Origin of the sequence: Streptomyces sp. NPDC001717, assembly GCF_042892775.1 — a bacterium.
Classification (GTDB): Bacteria; Actinomycetota; Actinomycetes; order Streptomycetales; family Streptomycetaceae; genus Streptomyces.
The window spans coordinates 57,621-78,589 of sequence record NZ_JBIAUK010000035.1 but is presented as its reverse complement, the minus strand read 5'-3'; the positions used below and the strand labels follow the sequence as shown (position 1 = coordinate 78,589).

General features: G+C 70.8%; 18 protein-coding genes and 2 pseudogenes. 7 read left to right on the top strand and 13 right to left on the bottom strand.

Features of this window, described 5'->3' with window-relative positions; all coding sequences use genetic code 11:
- Positions 1-91: 91 nt before the first annotated feature.
- Positions 92-1,342, bottom strand: coding sequence for a Vps62-related protein (locus ACFYZL_RS35005; protein ID WP_388684645.1), 1,251 nt, complete (start codon positions 1,340-1,342; stop codon positions 92-94).
- 222 nt (positions 1,343-1,564) lie between these two features.
- Here ACFYZL_RS35005 and ACFYZL_RS35000 point away from each other — a divergent pair.
- Positions 1,565-1,804 (top strand): annotated as a pseudogene (locus ACFYZL_RS35000) (SpoIIE family protein phosphatase); the annotation flags it as partial.
- Between the two features lie 1,104 nt (positions 1,805-2,908).
- On the opposite strand, the pseudogene ACFYZL_RS34995 reads toward ACFYZL_RS35000, so the two are convergent.
- Both ACFYZL_RS34995 and ACFYZL_RS34990 read right to left on the bottom strand, forming a co-directional pair.
- Positions 2,909-3,242: pseudogene (locus ACFYZL_RS34995) on the bottom strand (transposase); the annotation flags it as partial.
- Between the two features lie 169 nt (positions 3,243-3,411).
- The gene (locus ACFYZL_RS34990; RefSeq protein WP_263101148.1) at positions 3,412-3,762 is read right to left on the bottom strand and encodes a DoxX family protein; all 351 of its coding nucleotides are present in this window, start codon (positions 3,760-3,762) and stop codon (positions 3,412-3,414) included.
- A 96-nt stretch (positions 3,763-3,858) separates the two neighbouring features.
- Here ACFYZL_RS34990 and ACFYZL_RS34985 point away from each other — a divergent pair, with 96 nt between their 5' ends.
- Positions 3,859-4,290: a winged helix-turn-helix transcriptional regulator gene (locus tag ACFYZL_RS34985; RefSeq protein ID WP_384746470.1), complete on the top strand. Its 432-nt coding sequence runs from the start codon at positions 3,859-3,861 to the stop codon at positions 4,288-4,290.
- A 233-nt stretch (positions 4,291-4,523) separates the two neighbouring features.
- Here the strand turns inward: ACFYZL_RS34985 and ACFYZL_RS34980 are convergent, their stop codons facing one another.
- Genes ACFYZL_RS34980 through ACFYZL_RS34935 form a run of 10 tightly spaced genes read right to left on the bottom strand, consistent with a single transcriptional unit; the run spans position 4,524 to position 15,702 of the window.
- Complete coding sequence (locus ACFYZL_RS34980) at positions 4,524-6,023, bottom strand: ABC transporter ATP-binding protein (RefSeq protein ID WP_388684641.1); 1,500 nt, start codon at positions 6,021-6,023, stop codon at positions 4,524-4,526.
- Entirely contained in the window at positions 6,020-6,829 is an 810-nt protein-coding gene (locus ACFYZL_RS34975; RefSeq protein ID WP_388684638.1) for an ABC transporter permease, read from the bottom strand. Before ACFYZL_RS34975 ends, ACFYZL_RS34980 begins: the two co-directional genes overlap by 4 nt.
- Entirely contained in the window at positions 6,826-7,773 is a 948-nt protein-coding gene (locus tag ACFYZL_RS34970; protein ID WP_388684636.1) for an ABC transporter permease, read from the bottom strand. Before ACFYZL_RS34970 ends, ACFYZL_RS34975 begins: the two co-directional genes overlap by 4 nt.
- Positions 7,770-9,335, bottom strand: coding sequence for an ABC transporter substrate-binding protein (locus tag ACFYZL_RS34965; RefSeq protein ID WP_388684633.1), 1,566 nt, complete (start codon positions 9,333-9,335; stop codon positions 7,770-7,772). Before ACFYZL_RS34965 ends, ACFYZL_RS34970 begins: the two co-directional genes overlap by 4 nt.
- Positions 9,336-9,350: 15 nt before the next feature.
- The gene (locus ACFYZL_RS34960) at positions 9,351-10,145 is read right to left on the bottom strand and encodes a class I SAM-dependent methyltransferase (RefSeq protein ID WP_388684631.1); all 795 of its coding nucleotides are present in this window, start codon (positions 10,143-10,145) and stop codon (positions 9,351-9,353) included.
- Positions 10,142-11,416, bottom strand: a complete 1,275-nt coding sequence (locus tag ACFYZL_RS34955; RefSeq protein ID WP_388684628.1) for an MFS transporter — start codon at positions 11,414-11,416, stop codon at positions 10,142-10,144. Before ACFYZL_RS34955 ends, ACFYZL_RS34960 begins: the two co-directional genes overlap by 4 nt.
- On the bottom strand, positions 11,413-12,471 hold the full coding sequence (locus ACFYZL_RS34950) for a dipeptide epimerase (protein WP_388684626.1): 1,059 nt from the start codon (positions 12,469-12,471) through the stop codon (positions 11,413-11,415). The genes ACFYZL_RS34955 and ACFYZL_RS34950 overlap by 4 nt, the downstream gene beginning before the upstream one ends.
- Positions 12,468-13,589, bottom strand: a complete 1,122-nt coding sequence (locus ACFYZL_RS34945) for a PLP-dependent cysteine synthase family protein (protein ID WP_388684624.1) — start codon at positions 13,587-13,589, stop codon at positions 12,468-12,470. The genes ACFYZL_RS34950 and ACFYZL_RS34945 overlap by 4 nt, the downstream gene beginning before the upstream one ends.
- Positions 13,586-14,419, bottom strand: a complete 834-nt coding sequence (locus tag ACFYZL_RS34940) for a Rossmann-like domain-containing protein (protein ID WP_388684621.1) — start codon at positions 14,417-14,419, stop codon at positions 13,586-13,588. Before ACFYZL_RS34940 ends, ACFYZL_RS34945 begins: the two co-directional genes overlap by 4 nt.
- Positions 14,416-15,702: an ATP-grasp domain-containing protein gene (locus ACFYZL_RS34935; protein ID WP_384752226.1), complete on the bottom strand. Its 1,287-nt coding sequence runs from the start codon at positions 15,700-15,702 to the stop codon at positions 14,416-14,418. The genes ACFYZL_RS34940 and ACFYZL_RS34935 overlap by 4 nt, the downstream gene beginning before the upstream one ends.
- Before the next feature lie 180 nt (positions 15,703-15,882).
- Here ACFYZL_RS34935 and ACFYZL_RS34930 point away from each other — a divergent pair, with 180 nt between their 5' ends.
- From ACFYZL_RS34930 to ACFYZL_RS34910, 5 genes are all read left to right on the top strand, one after another.
- Complete coding sequence (locus tag ACFYZL_RS34930; protein ID WP_384752228.1) at positions 15,883-16,470, top strand: GNAT family N-acetyltransferase; 588 nt, start codon at positions 15,883-15,885, stop codon at positions 16,468-16,470.
- Between the two features lie 107 nt (positions 16,471-16,577).
- The gene (locus ACFYZL_RS34925) at positions 16,578-17,234 is read left to right on the top strand and encodes a DUF6445 family protein (RefSeq protein WP_384752231.1); all 657 of its coding nucleotides are present in this window, start codon (positions 16,578-16,580) and stop codon (positions 17,232-17,234) included.
- A 62-nt stretch (positions 17,235-17,296) separates the two neighbouring features.
- A protein-coding gene (locus ACFYZL_RS34920; RefSeq protein ID WP_388684617.1) for an IS5 family transposase occupies positions 17,297-18,219 on the top strand; the annotation gives its coding sequence in 2 pieces (ribosomal slippage) (positions 17,297-17,672 and positions 17,672-18,219; 924 coding nt in all).
- Positions 18,220-19,092: 873 nt separating this feature from the next.
- Positions 19,093-19,854 (top strand): SDR family oxidoreductase, encoded by a 762-nt coding sequence (locus ACFYZL_RS34915; RefSeq protein WP_384752233.1) that lies wholly within the window; start codon positions 19,093-19,095, stop codon positions 19,852-19,854.
- A 186-nt stretch (positions 19,855-20,040) separates the two neighbouring features.
- Complete coding sequence (locus ACFYZL_RS34910; protein ID WP_384752235.1) at positions 20,041-20,919, top strand: helix-turn-helix transcriptional regulator; 879 nt, start codon at positions 20,041-20,043, stop codon at positions 20,917-20,919.
- Positions 20,920-20,969: the final 50 nt, after the last annotated feature.

The window sequence follows — 20,969 nt, the reverse complement described above, 5'->3', positions numbered from 1 at the left end:
CTCCAACACCTCATCGCCACCTGGACCGGAACCTGCCCCACCTGCCGACAACCCACCCGGCAGCCCTACGACACGAGCTAACAAAGCCCTACTAGTCGGGGAACTCGTCGAAGTGGGTGCTGTCTCCGTGGAAGGTCAGGGGGGTTCCGACGTGGGTGCCGTCCTGGCGGGTGACCTGGATGGTGTGGTCCCCGACCCACATGGCGGCCGCCTTGTTCGGGGGCGTCGTCAGGTTGTGGGTCACCGACTTGTGCTCGAGGTTCTTGGTGGCGGTGCTGCGGGAGTAGCCCAGTGCCAGGCTGTAGGTGGTGGTGACCGAGGCGCTCGCGATGCCGGAGCTGACGCCTACCTGTGCGCTGACGGAGATGCCGACCTCAGCGCTGAAGGTGTCGCTCCGGTCCTTCTCCACGCCGACCGTCACCGTTTCCGAGACGGACTGCGCGGTGCTGGTGGTGTTGTTGACGAACCGGTGCATGTACCACGAGGACAGGCGCTCGATCCGGTAGAACGGGGAGTTCGCGAGCTTCCACGACGCCGGCTTGTCGTCGTCCTTCACGGCCATGAATGGCACCCACACCGCGTTGACCGTCGTCTCCGGCGTACGGTCGGCCGGCCGGATCCTGCCCGTCAGCTTCGGGAACCCATCCGGATGCGGCTTCTCCTCCACCGGCATCTCGATGCACAGGACCCGACGCTCCGGCGCTCCCCGGGAGGGCTCGTCCCAGCTGGAAGCCGCGGTGAAGGTGTTCGGCGCGACCAGCGCCCGGTGGCCGCCGTCGCGTCCGTCCTGGTAGGCGGGCGGCACCTGATTCGCCCACACGCTGAAGTAGTCCTTCGCCCCGGTGCCCTTGTCCTCGTAGATCCACTTCAGGTCCGCCATGTGCGTGAGGTCCTCCCGCACGCACATCACGTCCGTCAGCGCGGGCTTGTCGTAGGTGTTCTCCGACATGACGCAGCCCATCGCCACGTAGCCGCCGGGCGCGACCGGACGCCAGCACGCGCCATAGTGCTTGCCGCCGCTGCCCACGTCCTTCCACACGACGGTGTAGTCCTCGGGGTGTGCCAGCGGAGGCTTCTTGCCCTCACTCGCCTTGGCCGGAGCGTCCTTCACACACAGCGAGACGACGTGTTCCTTGACCTTGGTGTTGGGCGTCTTGGGGTTCAGGTTCTCCGACCCCCACGCCGGCAGCGCGACCGACCCGAGCGCGTGGAAGCCCTGCGGGGGCTTGGGGTGCCAGAAGCTCACCCAGTACTTGCCGCCCGTGCTCTCGTCATCCCATCGCCAGCTGTACTGGTCGGTGAAGGCAAGCTCCAGCTCGCCGAAGACCATTGAATTGGTCAAGACTGCTCCTTTGGGTCCGTTCCGTCCGGATCTAACGAGATTCCTTGATCCAATTCGGACATGCGCTTCCCCTGCACAGGTACCGCCTTCACTCCCTCGGCGGAGCGCATCGGCGGGCTCTCGGGAGCACGCGCGGCTCACCAACCGGTCAGAGCACCGAGCGAAGTGGGCTGCGGTCGGCCTGACGCCCCCGAACGACGTGGCGGGCAGTCGGCCGGGGTCGGCGACCGCCTCCTGCTGCACACCGACGGCATGCAGGAACGCGACGCCGTGACGGTGGACCTGCCGGTCCTCTTGCGCAAGACCGCGGCCGAGCATCCACACGAGGTCGTGCGCACCTTGGTCGGCGCGGTCACCGACGCCTACGAAGGCCAGCCGCCGAAGGACGACGCCACCGTCCTGTGCCTGGAGTGGCGGGGGCCGACGACCGGATGGCGTGAACAGTCCGGTCCAGCGGGGTGAGCCCGCTCCGGTGCTGGTCACCGGGGTGCAAGCGGCCGGCGGCCACGGCCTGGCCAGCGGGCCTCGGCAAGGCCGTCGGCGAGCTGGTCGTGGGTCATGCCGGAACGTGTCCTTTGACTCCGGCCTTGGTGGCCTTCTCGCACAGCTCGGCCTTGGTCAACGACTGGAGCGAACCGGCGCCCGAGGCGCGCTTCTTCGCGGCCGGCTTCTTCCCGCGCCGGTGTTATTGGAGGCGCCGGCCTTCTCGTCGGTGTCCTTCGGGCTGCGGGCCCGCTGGACGCCGGCGCGCAGGGCCTCCATCAGGTCGACGACCCCGGTGGGCTGCGCGGCCGGCTCTGCCTCCTCAATCGCTTCACCCGAAGCCTTGGCCTCGATGAGCGCCTTGACCTTCTCCTGGAAGGTGGCACAGCCGTTCGCCAGCCCGCCCGCCGAGCTCGATCGCGACCTGGCGGAGCCAGGTCTTCAGCCCGAGGCCGGATCGGCGATACCGCTCGCTCAGCCCGCTGACCTGCTCGACGAACGTCCGCCGCCGACACGAAGCACGATCACGGAAGAACCACCGAACCCGGCCCCTGACCAGCAGTTTCCTCCCGGACGAGGGCCTCTCGGCCAGGCTTCGCTCATAGCAGGAGTGGACCCTCCGGGCGCGGGCACGGCACCCCGGGCATCTGGGCGGAGGACCGCACGCGGCGGCCACCACGACCAAGACTTCCGCGGTGAACTCCACGACCTCCAAGCGCACATCGACGTCCGAGAACAACACATCATCCAGCGAGCAGACCCCAACCAACGAGGCACGCCCTGCCGGAACGTTCCCGCATGCGAGCCCTGACCTGGGAAATCACGGAACTCCGGCCAGAGCCGTTTTCAAAGATCCCCATCACGTGCGCGTGGTCGTCTGCTGCGGCGAATTCGAGCTGGACACCACACACCTGCTTGACGGACGCCTGCGAGGACCACGGTGGCCCGGACGATCTCCTGCTGCTCGACGTCACACGGGTGGCATGCGCCGACTCCAGAACCCGTTCGTCGTTCGAAGAAGCCACCTGGCCCGGACTCCGGCGTCCAGGGCCTGGGCGATCATCTCGGTGGCCAGGGCGGCTATACGGCGACCTGGGAGTTCTCGATCCGGCCTGCGGTTCCGGACCCCGACGCTCGCGGTGCCCTTCTTCAGGTCCCCGGTCTCGTGGACGACCCGTACGGCGTCCTCGTCGCCGAGGTGCTCGACTACGAAGTCCCTTGTGTCGTCGCGGACTTCGTCGGCATCCCAGCGGGCCCGGCTGAGAAAGTGCTGCATGCCGGCCGGACCGGCGTCATCGGTGTGCTCGGCGACCGTCCAGCCGTTCTTCCTCGGCAGGTCCGCGAGCAGCCCCAGCACGAACGCCCTTGCTCGGCGGCGGGGTTCCACCCGGGCGAACCGGCTCGCCACCTTGCCCATCAGTCCATCCAACACAGATTGCCACCGAGCAGGATCTACGCTGTGGCCCACGGCCACCGGCTGATCGTCGTTGTCGACACAACTCACGATGATCAATGGTGGCCGCCCTCACCGGAGACCGACCTCGGTCGGCACGATCAAAGGCCAGGGTCAGACCGGCTGTCCGCTGTCAGAGGGTGGCAGCACGCAGCACGATCAGGGCGACGGAGGCCATGGTGAGGACCACCGCCGGAGACGCGCCTTTGCGGTCGCCGACGCGCAGGTGGAAGGCGACCGCCCCGGCGAAATAGAGCGTCAGGCCGATCGCGGCGGCGATTCCGACGGGTCCCCACCAGAGGCCGGCGATCACACCGGCCGCGCCCGCGATCTGAGCGCCGATCAGGAAAGCCATCATGCTCTGCGGCACTCCGAGGGTGGACATCTGCTCGGTGATGTGCCGCGTCCGCAGGGACTTGGCCCCGGCCGATACCAGGAGAAGCGCCGACATGAACACGGTGACGACGGCAAGGGAGACGAACATGGCTGAAACCTCAATCGTGCGAGATGCGAGTAAGGGGGCGTGCGCACCTCGACGACGATAGGCGGCCGTCAGGTACCTCCAGGTAACCTTCGGGGCATGAGCCTGCGACCCGGAATTGCCTTCCTCGCCGACTGTCCCGCTCTCCTGGCCTTGGAGATCATCGCCAGCAAGTGGTCCATGGTCACGCTCTTCGCGCTGACCGACGGCCCGTTGCGCCACGGCGAGCTGGTAGAGCTGAGCGGTGGCATTTCGCGCAAGGTACTGACCCAGACGTTGCGGCGGCTCCAAGCCAACGGGCTCGTCGAGCGGCACGCGTACGCCGAGGCGCCGCCGCGCGTGGAGTACGGCCTGACCGATCTCGGGCGAACCCTGGAGGAGCCCATCAGGATGCTCACCGCATGGGCGCGGGAGAACGGCGAGGCGGTCGTCACCTCCCGGGAAGAAGCCGAGGCGGCCAGGACCATCGAGGCGGATCAGGCGACCCCGGTGAAGATCCCTCATGTTGACGAGAACCCGAGCCGTTTCTGATCAACACCTCCAGGGCCTGCCCCCTCCAGCCGTTTCACCACGCCTTCCGGCACAACTCCTCCTTCACGGCGGCCTAGCGCCGCCCAGGAACGTCAGCACGAAGTCCGCGTCCACCAGGCCGCCCTCACCGGTGGTGGAGGGCGTTGCGCTGATGCTCGCTGAGCAGGGACTCCTCGGCCGCGAGGCCTTCATCGACGGCGCGACCGAGGGTGACCAAGCGCCGTCCGGCGCCTTCACCCTCTCGGCGCGCGCTCTCGCAACTCGCCCATCGAGGCGTTCATCAGCTCCTTGGTGATGGTGTGCTGCGGCATCTCGATCAGCTCACCGGCCGGGCCGGCCTCGGCAATCCGGCCTGCGTCGAGGACCGCGATCCGGTCCGCCAGAACTGCGGCGGCAGCAAGGTCGTGGGTGATGAACACCAGGCTGACTTCGTTGTTTTCCCTGAGCCGGGCGAGGAAGTCGAGGATGGTGGTCCGGGTGGTCGCGTCGAGGCCGGAGGTGATCTCGTCGCAGATGAGGACCCTCGGCCCGGCCAGGAGGGCACGGGCCAGCGCTGCTCGCTGGAGTTCGCCGCCGGAGAACCCTGCGGGACGGCGCCCGGCAAGGCTCTCGGTGAGGCCGAACTCGCCGAGGGTATTCAGGGCCGTGCGCCGCGCGTCGCGTGGTGCGGCTCCGCGGAGCCGCACGGCGCTGCGGGCGACCTGGTCCAGGACCGGCCGGTGCTCGTCGAAGGCCGCCTTGGCGTCCTGGAACACGTACTGCACGGCGGCCAGTTCGGCGCGCGTGCGGGAACGGAGACTTCGCGGCAGCGGCATCCCGTTGAGCAGGACCGTGCCCTCGTACGCGCGATGCAGGCCGGCCAGGCAGCGTCCGAGGGTGGTCTTGCCGCTGCCGGAACGTCCGACGAGCGCCAGGCACTCCCCTGCCGCGAGCGAGACCTCGATGTCGCTCAGCACCTCGGCGGCTCCCTGCGTGGTGCGGTGCCGTGCGGTCAGGTTCCGCGTCTCCAGGCGCATCGGACCGCGCGAGCGAGGTGTTCGCGCAACGCGCGGCTTCTCCGGTGAGTGACCTTCCAGGACGGATGACGTCGGTCCGCGGTCCACGACCTTCCCGTCCCGCATCACCACGACCTCGTCGGCCAGCTCCCGTACGACGTCCAGGTCGTGGCTGAGCAGGATGACGGCGATGCCCTGCGCGGCCACGGCAGCCAGCTCCGCCACGATGCCCTGTTTGGTGAGGGCGTCCTGGCCGGTGGTGGGTTCGTCGGCGACGATGACCCGCGCGCCCAGCAGCAGTGCCTGAGCCAGGACGACCCGCTGCTGCTGTCCACCGGAGAGTTGGTGCGGGAAGCGGCGCAGCACGGCCTCGGGGTTCGGCATCTGGGCGAGGCGCAGGGCCTGTTCGACGCGGCTCCTGCGCTCTCGCCGGTTGCCTCCCTGGCGGGCGGTGATGTCGGTGAGCAGGGCGCCGACGCGCCGGGCGGGGTTGAGAACGGAAGCCGGGTGCTGGGGTACGTATCCGACCGGGCCCGCGGGTGTGTGGACCTCGCCGTCGACAACGGCGCCGGCCGGGTACTCGCCCAGGAGGGCCAGCCCCGTGGTGGTCTTCCCACTGCCGGACGGTCCGATGACGGCGGTGATCCTGCCGCTGTGCGCGGCGAGGCTCACGCCGTCCACGATCGCCCGCGCGCCAACCTGCACGCGCAGGTGCCGTATTCCTGCGACGAGGGTCATCGTCCCGCTCCCTTCTGGAGGGTGTGCCGTTGGAGGGCCGCGTCGAACAGGAGGTTGGTGCCCATCGACAGGGCCGCGATGAGGAGGGCGGGCACGACCACGGCCCAGGGCTGGAGGAAGAGTCCGGTGCGGTTGCGGTCGACCATGACCGCCCAGTCGGCGGCGTCGGGCTGTATGCCCACGCCGAGGAAGGCGGCGGTCGCGACGAGGTAGAGGGCTCCGGTCAGCCGGATCCCCGCGTCCGCGGCCAGCGTTCGCCGCATGGAGCGGGCGACGTACCCGATGGCGGTGCGCCACCAGGATTCGCCCTGCATGCGCAGTGCTTCCACGGCCGGCCGGGAGGAGATCTCGACGGCCGCCGCGTGCACGACCCGGGCGGCGTCGGGTACGGCGGCCAGGCCGACCAGGACGGTGAGTCCGGCGGGTCCCGGGGTGAGGGTGGCCGCGACGAGCAGCACCAGCAGGAGCGAGGGGACCGCGATGACCACGTCCAGGGGGCGCATCAGTGCTTCTTCCAGCCAGGTGCGGCGGGTGAGGGCTGCGGTGAGACCCAGCGGGATGGCGACGAAGTAGGCGAGGGCGGTGGCCGCGATCGCCACGAGTACGACGGAGCGGCCGCCGAGGAGCACCTGCTGCCAGACGTCGCGTCCACTGAAGTCGGTGCCGAGCCAGTGCCCGTCGCCGGAGGCGAAGGAGACCGAGCGGGGACCGGCCGGGCCCGCCACGAAGGGTCCCACCAGGGCGAGGAGAACGGGGAGGCCGATCAGCCCGAAGGCGAGAAGGGACCTCGACGTCGTCTGCTTCATGCCACCACCTCGGAGCGGGGTGCGAAGCGGCGGGCGGCCAGGTCGGCGGCGAGGTTGACCGCGACGGTGACGATGCCGAAGACGACGGCCATGCCCTGGATGACGGGGATGTCGCGCGCGGCGACGGCCTCGATGAGTACGGTGCCGAGGCCGGGAATCACGAAGAGCGCCTCCACGACGATCACTCCGCTCAGGAGCCAGTCGCAGGTCCGGGCCAGCTGCTGGCTGGCGGGGGCGAGGGCGTTGGGCAGGGCGTGGGTCCAGGTGATCCGGGCGCCGGAGACCCCGTAGCGGCGAGCCTGGGCGACGTACGGCGATGCCATCGCGTCGATCATCCCGGCGCGCACGAGGCGGCTGATGGTGCACGCGGGCCGCGACAGCAGGACGACGACGGGCAGGATCAGGACGGCGGGCTCGGTGAAGACGTCGGCGCCGACGGCGGTGGGCGGCAGCCGGCCCAACCACAGTCCGAAGAGCGTGGCGAGCAGCACCCCGACGGCGAATTCCGGTACGGCGTGCACGGCGAGGGTCAGGGCGCTGACGGTCCGGTCCAGCGGTCCGCCCTCGCGGCGGGCCGCCAGGACCCCGAGGCCGATCGAGAGAGGGACGAGCAGGGCCAGGGTCGCGGCCGCCAGCAGCAGGGTGGGGCCGAGTCCGACGGTCAGGTAGCCGGTGACGGGCCGTCCGCTGATCAGGGAGGTGCCGAGGTCGCCGTGCAGGAGGCCGGCGACCCAGTCCGTGAGGCGTTCGGCGGCGGGCCGGTCCAGGCCCATCGTCTCGCGGATGCGTGCGATGCGGGCGGGATCGGGCTGGTCCCCGGCGAGCGCGACGGCCGCGTCACCGGGCAGTGCCTCGGTGAGGGCGAAGATGAACAGGACGACGGCCGCCGTCTGCCCCAGGCCGAGGAGAAGGCGGCGGCCGATCCATGAGAGGTGCGGTGTCACGCGAGCCAGATCTTGTCGAAGCGGGCCCAGTCGAGGGTGTTGGCGGGGGCCGTCTTGGACACCCCGTGCACCTTGGGCGCGGTGGCGATGATCCAGTCGGCGAAGCCCCAGATCAGGAAGCCGCCCTCGTCGTACAGCCGGCGCTGCATCCGCTCGTAGAGGGCGCCGCGCTGCGTGACGTCGCGGGTGGACTGGGCCTGCTGGTAGAGGTCGTCGAAGTCCTTCTGCTGCCACTTGGTGGCGTTGGTGGTGGAGCCGCTGAGCAGCCGCTGCGAGAGGTGGGCCTCGATGGGCATGGCGCCCGATCGATAGGAGGCGAAGGTGCCGTTGTTCAGGATGTCCTTCCAGTAGGTGTCCTTGTTGCCGACCTTGATCTCGACGGTGACTCCTGCCTTGGCGGCCTGCTCCTTGAAGATGCCGGCGGCCTCGACGAAGCCGGTGGCGGCGGGGGCCGTGTCGAGGGTGACCTTGAGGTTCTCGGCCCCGGCCTCCTTGAGCAGGGCGCGGGCCTTGTCGAGGTCCTGGGTGCGCTGCGGGAGGTTGGCGGGGTAGTACTGGTAGCCCTTGCCGAAGAGGTCGTTGCCGACCTCGCCTGCGCCGGAGAGGGCGCCGTCGACGAGTTCCTTGCGGTCGGCGATGAGGAAGAAGGCCTGGCGGACCCGGGGGTCGTTGAACGGCGGGCGGTCGGTCTTCATGACGAAGCCCTGCATCGCGCTGCCCGGGAGGCGGACGATCTCGATCTTCCCCTTGCCCTCGTGGGTGCGGGCGGTGGCCGGGTTCAGCTCGTGGGCGTACTCGACCTGACCGCCGAGCAGGGCGCTGACGCGTGCCGACTCCTCGCCGGCGACGACGAATTCAAGCTCGTCCAGGTGGGGCGCGCCCTCCCAGTAGGCGTCATTGCGCTTGACCACGAGGGAGCTGCCCGGCTTGAAGGAGACGAAAGTGAACGGCCCGGAGCCGACCGGCTTGTCGAAGGAGGAGGCGTCCTTGGGCACGATGTACGCGCCGAAGGCGGCTAGGACGTTGGGGAACTCGGCGTACGGGCGCTTGAGCTTGAACTCGATGGTGGAGGCGTCCACCGCACGGCTCGCGTCGAGGTCGATGGGTTCCAGGGAGGCCTTGGCCCGGAAGGTGCCCTTGGGGTCCGCGATCCTGCGGTAGCTGTAGAGGACGTCCTCGGCGGTGACCGCCTTGCCGTCGTGGAAGGCGGCCCTGCGCAGGGTGATGCGCCACGTGTCGAGGGCTTCGTTGGGCTCCCAGCGCTCGGCGAGCCTGGGGACGGCGGCGAGGTCGGCGCCGAAGTCGGCGAGCTTGTCGAAGAGGGCCTTGGCGCGGGCCGCGTCGACGAACAGGTTGGCGGCATGCGGGTCCAGGGTCTCGCCCGCGCCGCCACCGGCGAAGGCGGCGCGCAGCCGGCCGCCTTGCTTGGGGGCGCCCTCGGCGGCGTTCTTGGCGTCAGGTGTGGTGGCGCCGCTGCCGCAGGCGGCGGTGAAGGCGAGCGCGGTGGCGCCCGTGGCGATCAGGAAGCCTCTGCGGGCGAGGCTGGAGTGGGCGTCGTTCATGCGGGGGTGTCTCCGTTACAGGGGATGGGGCAAGAACCGGGCGACGAGGTGGAGGCGGTCGGAACTCGTGGTCCCGTGCGGGGCCTCGCCCTCGCTCCACGGCGGTTCGGTGCGCGGGCCGGGTCCGTCGTGCAGTGCGAGGACCTCGAACCCGGCGGTGGTGAGGAAGTACCGCAGCTCCTGCGGGAAGAGGAGCCTCCAGGCGGAGAGCTGCTCGTCCGGAAGGGAGCCGTCGTCGGCGCTCCAGGTCCTTCGGCGGCGCAGGAGTTGAGCGCCGTGATCGATCCACAGGGTGGTGTGGGAGGTGTACGTGGTCCCGCGCCAGGCGAAGGAGGCGGTGCGCGGGCCGTCGAGGAGTTCGGTCTTGCCGAGGAAGAAGGCGCCGTTGCGCATCTCGGCGACGAGCAGCCCGCCGGGGGTGAGGTGGGCGCGGCAGCGGGCGAGGAAGGCGGTGAGGTCCTCGTTGGTGTGGCAGTGGAGCAGGGCGCTGTCCAGGCAGACGATCGCGTCGAAGGTGGCTCCGAGGTCGAAGTCGCGCATGTCGGCCGGGTGGTAGGTGGGACCGGGGTGGTGCGTGCCCGCGTACGTCAGCATGGCTTCGGAGGTGTCGATGCCGGTGACCCGGCGGCCGGCCTCGTGGTGCAGCCAGGCGGCGTCGCGGCCAGTGCCGCAGCCGACGTCGAGTACGCGGGTTCCGGCGTCGTGGCGCGCCAGGACCTCCTCGGTCCAGCGGGCGGCGAGCCGCTCGGGGTCGGGGAAGCGCTCTTCGTAGAGCGCGGGGTGGTCGGTGAGCAGGTTGCCACTGGTCATCGGGGCTCGCTTCGGGAGCGTACGGGGGCACGAGGGGGCAGGGGGTCCGGGGCCCGGTCGGCGGGTAGGGCCCGTCTTCGGTGCAGGTGCGCCACGGCCGCGGCCGAGGTCACCCCGAGAGCGAGGCAGCAGACGTACGGCAGCCAGCTCAGGCCGGTGCGGCCGGCGGTGTCCATGGACCAGCCGACGGCCGCGCTGCCGGCAGCCGCCGCGACGCCGGAGACCGCGTAGAAGAAGCCGTAGAACGTGCCGGTCAGGCTCGCGCGCCCGAAGGCCGGTATCAGCTCCATCACGAAGGGCTGGGCGACCATCACACCGAGGTGCAACAGCAGGGCCCCGGCGAGCACCGGCAGGAGGCGCAGCGGGTGCGGGGTGGCAGTGCCCGCCACAAGCATGGGGGGCAGGAATCCGAGGCCCATGACGCCCAGGCCGGTGGCGATCCAGCGCCCCCTGCTCCCCCGGGCTTTCAGGGCGCGGGTGATGCGCAGCTGGAACAGCAGGTTGGCGACGGTCCCGGCGAGGAAGAGCAGGCCGACCGCGCCGCCCCAGCCGGAGACATCGGCGGCCGCACGGGGCAGCAGCAGGTACAGCTGGTTCTCCAGGCCGTACATGCCGACCAGGGCGAGGGAGAACGCGAGGAAGCGCCGGTTGCCCGCGACCTCGCGCCAGTCGGCGAGGACACCCGTGTCGGGGGCCGGTACCTCACGGGCGGGCAGCACCAGCAGCTGGGCCAGGGTCAGGGCGGCGAACACGCCGGCTGCGGTGATCGCTGCCGCCCGGAAGTCCACGAGCAGCAAAAGGGTGCCGAGCAAGGGCCCGAGCAGCGCCCCGGTGGTGGCGAAGACGTTGAACAGCGCGAACGCCTCCGCCTTGCGCTCCCCGGCCTCTTGGGCCACATACGTCCGCACGGCGGGGTTGAACAGGGCCCCCGCCAGCCCGCTGAGTATGGATGCCGCGATCAGCCACGGCAGGCCGTCGCCGAGGGCGAACAAGCCGAATCCCACCGTGCGCAGGGCGCAGCCCGCGATGATCACGCCGCGGGCTCCGAGCCGGTCGGCGGCCGAACCGCCCATGAGGAACAGGCCCTGCTGGCTGAGGTTGCGCAGGCCGAGGACGACGCCGACGACGGCGGCCGAGAGGCCGAGGTCGCCGGTGAGGTGGGTGGCGAGGTATGGGATGAGCAGGTAGAAGCCGGTGTTGACGCCGAGCTGGTTGACCAGGAGGAGGCGCACGGCGAGCGGGAAGCCCCGCATGGAGCTGAGGATCTTCACCGTACGACCGCCACGTGGGTGCGTCTGACTCCGAGCCCTGCCCGGTCGGCGGCCCGGACCGTGCCGTCGGCGCCTCCGATGCCCGTCCAGGGGTCGTCGGCGAGCAGCAGGTGTCCGTCGAGGTCGACCCAGCGGGCCCGGTCGGCCAGGTGCACGGCTGGCGCGATGCCGAGTGAGCTGGCGGTGAGGCAGCCCAGCATGAGATCCGTGCCGGAGCCGCGCAGGACGTCGTGGATGCGCAGGGCGGCCCGCACCCCGCCGCACTTGGCAAGCTTGACGTTCACTCCGTGGACCAGTCCGGCGAGCGCGACGGCGTCGTCGTAGGAGACGGCGTCCTCGTCGGCGATGACGGGCACCGGGGACTCCTTGGCCACGCGGGCCAGCGCGTCGGGGCTGCCGGGTGCGATGGGCTGTTCCACAGCGGTGACGCCGAGGTCGGCGAAGCGCGGGAGCAGCTCGATCGCCTGGCGTTCGCTCCAGGCCCCGTTGGGGTCGAGCAGCAGACTCGCCTCGGGGGCGCTGGTGTGTACGGCTTCCACGCGTGCGAGGTCATCGGCCGGATCGGGGGATCCCGCCTTGACCTTGAGGACGGTGAAGCCGCTCATGGCGAGCCGGGCTGCCTGCGCGGCCGCTGGTGCGGGCGGGACGATGCCGATCGTACGGGTGGTCTGCGCGGCCGGTGCGGTGTGTGTACCGAGTAGCTGGAAAGCGGGCCGGCCGGCCCGCTTTCCGACCAGGTCGAGCAGGGCCGCCTCCCATCCGGCGAGCACACCGGCCGGCAGCTCCCCGAGGGCCGGCAACGAGCCGGCCGCGTGAGCGTGCCACGCGGTCTCGGGGTCGGGGAGACGTTCGACGGCGGGACTCACCATGGTGAGGTGCCGGACGATGCGAGCGGTGGGCAGGCCGAGGTAGTCGCTGCTGACCACCTCGCCCCAGCCCGTCACGCCTCCGTGTTCGATCGCGACCCAGACCGCGTCACGGCGGGACATCACCGAGCGGGAGATGCGCAGCGGCTCGGCCAGTGCCAGCTCGGTGGTGTGCCAGGTGAGTCTCATGCGGCACCTCCGCGCGCGGGTGCGGGCAGGTGCGGGCGGGTGGCCGCGCGCGGGTCGACGACGGTGCGGCAGCGGGCCCAGCCGACGGCCACGGTGGCGTGCGGGTGTGCGATCTCCACGGGTCGGAGGGCCAGTTCGGCCCGGTCGAGGCCGTGTGCGTGGCAGAAGTCGTCGTCGTAGACGGTGCCGAGGTAGCGGTGCGGGCCGTCGGGAAAGACCGTTGCGACGACCGCGCCTGCCTCAACCCGGGAGGCCCAGGCGGAGACGAGTGCGACGGCGCCGGTGCTCCAGCCGCCGCTGACGAAGCTGGTACGGGCGAGCCTGCGGCAGGCGTCGACCGCTTCGGCCGGGCCCACCCAGTGGACCTCGTCGAAGGCGTGGTGGGCGACGTTGCGCGGGTGGATGCTGCTGCCGAGCCCTCGCATGAGGCGGGGTCGTGCCGGCTGGCCGAAGATGGCGGAGCCGACCGAGTCGACGCCGATCACCTTCAGGCGCGGCCAGCGGCGACGCAACGGACCGATGAGCCCCGCACTGTGGCCGCCGGTGCCGACGCTGCACACCAGGACGTCCAGGTGGTCGAGCTGCCCGCAGAGTTCGGACGCCATCGACAGATAGCCGGCCGCGTTGTCGGGGTTGTTGTACTGGTCGGGCCAGTAGGCATCCGGGATCCGAGCCAGGACCTCGCGCAGCCTGGCGATCCGGGCGGCCTGCCAGCCTCCCTCGTGCGCGGGCCGCTCCACCAGTTCCAGCTGGGCACCGTACGCGCGGAGCAACTGCCTCATGGGCGGTTCGAGTTCGCGGTCGCCGACGAGGACGACGGGATGCCCGAGGGCCTGTCCGGCGAAGGCGAGACCGACGCCCAGGGTTCCGGAGGTGGATTCGACCACGGTGGCGCCCGGGCGGAGTTCGCCGCGCTGTCGGGCACCGCGCAGCATGGACACGGCGGACCGCGCCTTCATCCCACCCGCGCCGAGGCATTCGAGCTTGGCCCAGAAGCCCGGGTGGGCGTAGGGCAGTTCCGTGCAGATCCGCGCCAGCGGGGTGCGGCCCACCAGCGCCAGCAGCTCCGGGTTCGTGCTGGGGGCCGGCGGGCGGTGGAGCGGGGTAGCGAAAGTCACCGGGTGCCTCCGTAGCGGTGGATGACTCCCGGGCCGCCGTCGAGCCAGAAGAAGGGGTAGGGCTCGGCGGACACGGCACTCACACCGGCGCCCAGGAAGCGCGGGAGGACCGCGCTGCCGGTCTGGGCGAACATGACCAGGGGCTTGCCGGTGGCTACGGCATGATCGAGCAGCGGCTGGAAGGTTCCGTTCCCCAGAGTCATGCCGGAGGCGAGAATCGCGTCGCAGCGCTCCACTTCCGCGAGGGCATCGGTCCGTACGTGCTCGCCCCACTCGGTGGTGCCGCCCTTGAGGTCGCAGGGCACGTACCCGGTTCCGCGCTCGCGCAGTTGTTCCAGCAGGGAGTTGACCACTCCGACGACGAGGACCCGGCGGCTCCCGGCCGCCGGCAGCAGATCGACCACGGCACGGGCGCGGGCTCTGGAGCGGTGCAGGGAGCTGCCGGCCGGCAGGTCGTACGGACGGGCCCCGTGTTCAGGGATGTGGGGACGCACCCGGCTCAGGTACGCGTCGAGCGCAGCGACCCGGACGGGAAGCGTCGGGTGGTCGAGGAGCTCGGCCACCGAGGCTCCGACACAGTCGTCGAGTGCCGCCGCCGACAGTCTTCCCGGCTCCACGGCGCAGGAGCCGACGGCCGCGTCCAGGCGCAGGCTGAGCACCTCGTTGCGGTATCCGCTGCCGCGCCCCGCGTGCCGGACCGCCTGGGCAGTGGTGAAGGCGAGCGCGATGAGTTCCTGGGCGGGGTCGGGTCCGTAACTCCCGGCCCGGACCGCCTCGATGAGCTGGTCGACCGTGCGTACGGCGGGCTCGTGCGGGGCGGGCGCGGTCATGCGGGCACCGCCGACGGCAGCTCGGCACCCTGCTCCTCGAAAGTGGGTTGCAGGTGCGCGATGAGCCGCTCGGCGGCCTCGCGCGCGCCGCTGCCCTCGGTGTCGGCCGTCATGACGTGGCCGAGGTACTCGTTGTTGCTGGTCGCGGCACGCACGGCGCGGCCCGGCTCGGCGAGGGCGAGTTCCAGCACCCCGGGCTGCACCCGGACCTCGTCGGCGCCCCGGATGCCGGTGAGGGTGCCGGTGGTGTCGGGGAGCAGGAAGGCGATGGCGGCGCTGTGGACGCCGGTGGGGCGCGGCGTGAGGTCGGGCATGCGGCCGAGGGCGACGTCCACGCAGGCGGCGGCCATGTCGATGCCCGTCACGTGCCGGACGAGTTCGGTGATCCGGTTGCCGGCGGGCCGGGGGTTGACCTCGACCACCTTGGGACCCTCGGGCGTCAGCTTGATCTCGGTGTGGCAGACCACGCGGTCCAAGCCGAGGGCTGTCACCGCGGCCACAGCCGTGTCGACCGCTTCCCGCTCCGACTCCGGCGCGATGGCCGCCGGGAACATGTGACCGGTCTCGATGAAGGCGGGTGCCCCGCCGATGCTCTTGTCCGTGACACCGACGACGCCCGGGACACCGCCGAAGGAGACGGTCTCGACGCTGACCTCGGGGCCGGTGAGCAGTTCCTCGAGGAGGACGATGTGCGTACGGTCCTGCCCGCGCGCGTTGACCGGGAACTCGGCCAGTGCACGGCAGGCGAGCTCCAACTCCCGCTCGTCACGGACCTCACGGACCAGCATCCCGGCGCACAGGTCCACGGGCTTGACCACCAGGGGATAGCCGATCTCCCGCGCGGCGGCCGCGAGCTGGGCTGTGTCCGTACAGAGCGCGAAGCGGGGGCCCGGCACCCCGGCCCCGGCGAGCACCCGGCGGGTCAGGTCCTTGCGGCAGGCGCCCTCGACGGCTTCGACGGCCGGGCCGGGCAGTCCCAGCCGGTCGGCGATCCGGGCCACGGCCGGCAGGTAGTAGTCGCAGGAGGAGACGACCCCGTCGAAGGCGAGCAGCGAGTGCAGGCGTTCCAGGTGGGGCAGCAGCTCGTCCATGTCGTTGGTGTCCGCGGTGATGATGTTGCGGGCGGCCAGCAGCGGGTGCGGGCCGTCGGATCCGGCCCCCCGCAGGTAGTGGTGCAGGTCCCGGGTGACGAAGGTGAACTCGTGCCCGCCTTCCCCGATCGCTCTGGGCAGCAGCCTGCTCATCGACCCCACCCAGCTCTCGACAACCAGCAGATGCGCCAATGGACTTCCTCTCAACCTGCCGCCACGACCGTGGGGCATACCTGCGAAGCGGGCCGCCTGAAGGGAGGCGTCCGCAACGGACCGAACAGGACGCTATCTGAAATCGTTTTCATTTCCAATAGGGTGGATTTCCGGTAGCCTGCCGCTCACGAGACCGCAGCGCCTGAGGGGAACCGCGCCATGAGAGACCTGACGCAGAGGCAAGAGATGGGGCCGTACGTGGTCCGGCACGCCACGCCCGAGGACATCGCCGGCGCACGGAGCGTCATGCTCGACACGTTCTACCGGGAGTTCGACTACGGATACGTGCCCCAGTGGCACGACGACGTCGTCGACATCGCCGGCACCTACCTCACGCAGCCGCGCCACACCCTCGTCGTGGCGGTACTGGGCGAAGAAGTGGTCGGTACCACCGCACTGAACTCCCGCGGACCCGCGCACCCCCCGCACCCGCGCCGGCTCACCGAGCGCTACCCCTCCGGGCGTACGGCGCAGCTCCTGAGGGTGTACGTGCGCCCGGACCACCGCAGGCACGGACTGGCGCGCGCCATGGTCAGGACAGCCTGCGAGTTCGCCGCCGACACCCCCGGCTACGACACGATCTACCTGCACACGAACGTCGACATCCCGGGCGCGGAAGCCTTCTGGCGCAGCTTGGCCGAGGAGGTCTGCGACGCCCGCACTACCGGCGAGCACGGAGGCTACGGGACCGTCCACTTCGAAATCCCGATCCCCGTGGCGGCCACCGTCGGCCCACTCGGCGGCTGACCAGAGAGACGCCGCCCGCAGCTGGTCTCGGGGCCCGGGCATCTCTTGCCGCAGTCTTGGCAGCGCCTTTGGAGACCTGTCCGGAGCGCCGAACTACCGTTCCCGCCATGCCCCCACGCCCTCTCCCGTACCGCAAGCCGACCCGCGGCCGTGACTACTGGATCCTGGACGACGTCCTGCCCGACGCCGATGCCGTACGGGCCCGCTGCCTGGCCAAGGAGGACTGGGTCCAGGGCGCCCCGCACAAGCCCGAGCCCTGGCCCGGGCTGCGCGCCATGCCCGCGCTGGAGCCGGACGAACTCGCCCGCGTCGAACGGCTGGTACGACAGGCAACCGGCGCCCGGCGGATCTGGCCCGAGCCACCCGCCACCGGCGGCACCTTCAACCACAACTGCGTCCAGGTCGTCGGCAAGGACGAGTGCGAGTCCCGCCCCCACACCGACTCCCGCACCGTGTGCCGCTACGCCGCGGTGCTCTACCTCGGCCCGGACGTGCCCAAGGACTGCGGGACCAGCTTCTTCCGCCAGCGGCTCGCGGGCGGCGGCCTCGGCGGCAACCAGGTCCTCGCCCCGTACAACAACCTGGTCGACGCCCTGGGCACCCGCTTCGTCCCCCCGGACTCCTTCACCGAGGACCTGCGGGTCCCGCACCGCTACAACCGCCTGCTGCTCTACTCCGCCAACCTGATCCACAGCGCGACCGGCTACTGGGGCACCACCCTGGAGGACAAGCGCATGACAGCCGTCTTCTTCTGGATGGCCTAGGCAGTGTCTGATGGCTCTTGCCTGGATGGTGGATCTACTTCCGTTCCGGGCAAGAGCCGGTCATGGTGCGTCGGCATGAACTGACGAATGCTCAGTGGGATCGCATAGCCCCGCTGCTCCCGGAGACCGGTGCCCCAGGCGGCCGGTGGGCCGACCATCGGACCGTGGTCAACGGAGTGCTCTACCGGACCCGGACCGGCATTCCCTGGCGTGACCTGCCAGAACGCTACGGATCCTGGCAGACCGTCTACGAACGCCACCGCCGCTGGTCGGCCGACGGGACCTGGGCGAAGGTCCTGCGAGCACTGCAGGCCGGAGCCGACTCCACCGCCCGGGACGCGGACGGCTCATGGGCGGTCAATATCGACTCCACAACCTGCCGGGCCCACCAGCACGCGGCCGGAGCCCGGCATGCAGCCCCAGCCGACCACCCCGAAAAGGGGGCGGCACGCGTGTGGACGCAGAGGGCCGCGAGGCCCTGGGCCGCTCCCGGGGCGGACTGACCAGCAAGGTCCACCTGCTGGCCGACGACCGCTGCCGCCCTCTGGTCTGGCTGACCTCGCCCGGCCAGCGCGGGGACAGCCCGATGCTCATTCCCCTCGTGCAGGCCCTGAACGTGGCCCGCACCGGAACCGGTCGCCCGCGCACCCGGCCGGACCGGGCCCGCGGCGACAAGGCCTACTCCAGCCGCGCAAACCGCGCCTACCTGCGTAAACGCGGAATCAAGGCAACGATCGCCCAGCCGGACGACCAGCGTGCGAAGCGGCGCAGACGCGGCCGGTCCGGCGGTCGCCCGCCGGCCTTCGACCGTGAGCAGTACCGCCGGCGCAACACCGTCGAACGCTGCATCGGGAAGCTGAAACAGCACCGAGCAGTCGCGACCCGGTACGACAAACGCGACTACATCTTCAACGGCACCCTGGCCACCGCAGCCATCGTGATCTGGCTCCGCGACCTCATCAAAGAGCCATCAGACACCGCCTAGTACTCCAGTGTGACTTCGCGATTCATCCGGTTGAAGGACTGTCGAGTCGTCGTCGGTAGTGGCTGCGACGGGCGGCGACCTGGTGGCGCCTTCGCCAGTTCGACCAGTGCAGCAAGCTGTGCGGAGATGCGGCCGTCGGGTTCAGCAGAGTCTCGAGCAGTGGCGGATCTCCGAGACGGTCAGGTCGATGGGGTCGGTGCTGCGGGCGGGGCGGTTCGCCTGCGCCCGCATCGGCTCCACCGGCGGTCGCAGCTCCATTTCCGGGGCGCTCTCGCCCTCTTCCAGGGCCGTCAGGCCGAACCTCCTATGCGGACGCGAGGCCCGGATTCACCCCTGCGGACGACACGTGTGGGCCCGCCGCCGGTCGGCGACGGGCCCACACACGCACCGCACCGCAGTCGGCCCGGCCGGACGGCCGGCGGCGCAGCCGCCCTTGTTCGGCGAACGCGAGCACCAGCAGCCACCGCAAGTCGTCATCGATGGCCCGTCCGCGCCACCGCCTCAAGCCGGCATCGACCTCGCCCACCATCCCGCACCATGCCGCACAGCCTCTGAGCGGCCCACCCCAGACCGTCACGCTAGAGCCTGTCGGGACAGCCACGTCACCGTGACCAGTCCCGCCCGGCCGAGCAAGCACGGACCCGGCAGAAGCACGGCAAACGGCAAACGGCCGTCGGTAGAGCTCCGGACCGGGCACCTCTTCCGATTCACCTCGTCAGCGTCGACGGGCCGCCCGGCCCAGGGTGGTCTTGGCTTTCCCAGGGAACGGCAGGCTCTGGTTGGCCGTCCCGGGCGGGCGCAGAGTGGTCCTCATCCGCACACGCCGGGCCGGTCCACCGGGACCGGCCCGCGCAACAGAACCAGGAGCACCCCATGAGCTACCCCGCCCTCGCCGCCCGTACCGCTGTGGTCACCGGAGCGGCCAGCGGCATGGGCGCGGCCACCGCCCGCCTACTCGCAGCGGGTGGTGCCCGCGTAGCCCTGCTCGCCCGGCGCACCGACCGGCTGGACGCGCTGGCCGCCGAACTCACCGCCGCAGGGGGCCAGGCCCTCGCCGTCACCGCTGACGTCACCGGCCAGGCATCCGTCGACGCCGCCGCCGAGGCCGTCCACCATGCCTACGGCCGGGTCGACCTGGTGGTCAACAATGCCGGCGTGATGCTGCCCAACCCCCTCGCCGAGGGCAGGCTGGACGAGTGGACCCGGATGATCGACACCAACCTCACCGGCGCCCTGCGCGTCATTCGCGCGTTCACCCCCGACCTCACCGCTGCTGCCGCCGACGGCCTCACCGCAGACCTTGTCAACGTCTCCTCCATCGCCTCCCACGTACTCTTCCCCAACTACGCCGTCTACGGGGCCACCAAGGCCGCCCTCACCCAGCTGTCCGCTGCGCTGCGCACGGAGTTGGGCCCGCGCGACGTCCGGGTCAGCACCATCGAGCCGGGCCTGACCGACACCGAACTCGGTGGGCACATCGACAACCCGGAACTGCGCGAGCAGCTCGGCGGGATGTTCACCGCGATCCCCGCGCTTGCCGCCGAGGACATCGCCGACCTCGTCGCGTACACCGTCAGCCGTCCGCGGCACGTCAACCTGCGCCAGTCGATCGTCCTGCCGACCCGCCAGGCCTGACACCTCGCAGTCGTCCGCCGGGTCCGGCCCGGCGGCATGCACGGGCGCGGCCCTCATGACCGAGCGACAAGACGGCGGCGCCGTCTGGCGGCCTGGGACCGCCATCCCTGTCTCCCGACCGATGGGTTGCTGCCTGGCCCTGACAGGGCCAGGCAGCACACCGCCGCGATCAGCCACAATCGTCGTATGACGACCGCGACCAGCCTGAGCGACTTCCTCCGGACCCGCCGCGCCCGCCTGCACCCGCACGACGTGGCCCTGCCGGATTTCGGCGGCACGCGCCGGGTCGCCGGCCTGCGCCGCGAGGAGATCGCCCAGCTCGCCGGAGTCAGCGTCGACTACTACACCCGGATGGAACAGGGCCGTGTGTCCAACCCCTCGGACACCGTGCTCAACTCTCTCGCCCGCGCGCTGCGGTTGAACGACGACGAGAGCCGGCACCTGCACCAGCTGGCCCGACAGCGGCACACCGCCCGTCCGGCGCGAGGGCACCAGGTCGGCCGACAGCGCGTGCGGCCGATGCTCCAACGACTGCTGGACGAGCTGAAGGAGGTGCCGGCCATGGTGATGGGCCGGCACATGGACATCCTGGCCTGGAACCCGGCAGCGGTCGCCCTCTTCGGCGACTACGCCGCCATGGACCCGGCCGAGCGCAACATCGCCCGGATCACCTTCCTCGACCCAGCCTCCCGAGTGCTGTACGCAGACTGGCCCTCCTGCGCCCGCGAGAACGTGGCGTACCTCCACCTGGAGGCTGGACGGGACCACCCCGGCGATCCGCGCCTGGCCCACCTGATCGGGGAGCTGTCGTTGAAGAGCGCAGACTTCCGCCGCTGGTGGGCAGAACACCCGGTCCAGGACAAAACCTCGGGCATGAAGAGGTTCCACCACCCGTTGGTCGGCGACCTGGAACTGACCTATGAAACCCTGCGCCCCGCAGACGACCCCGACCAGGCGCTGATCACCTATGCAGCCCAACCGGACACCTCATCCCACGACGCCCTCCGCATGCTGCTTGCGTGGACCGCCCCCACATCCACCGGCACTCGTCAATCGACCGATTGACGAGCGACGTCATCGGACCCACCGAACCCGAAACTGGGCCTCCTGCCCGG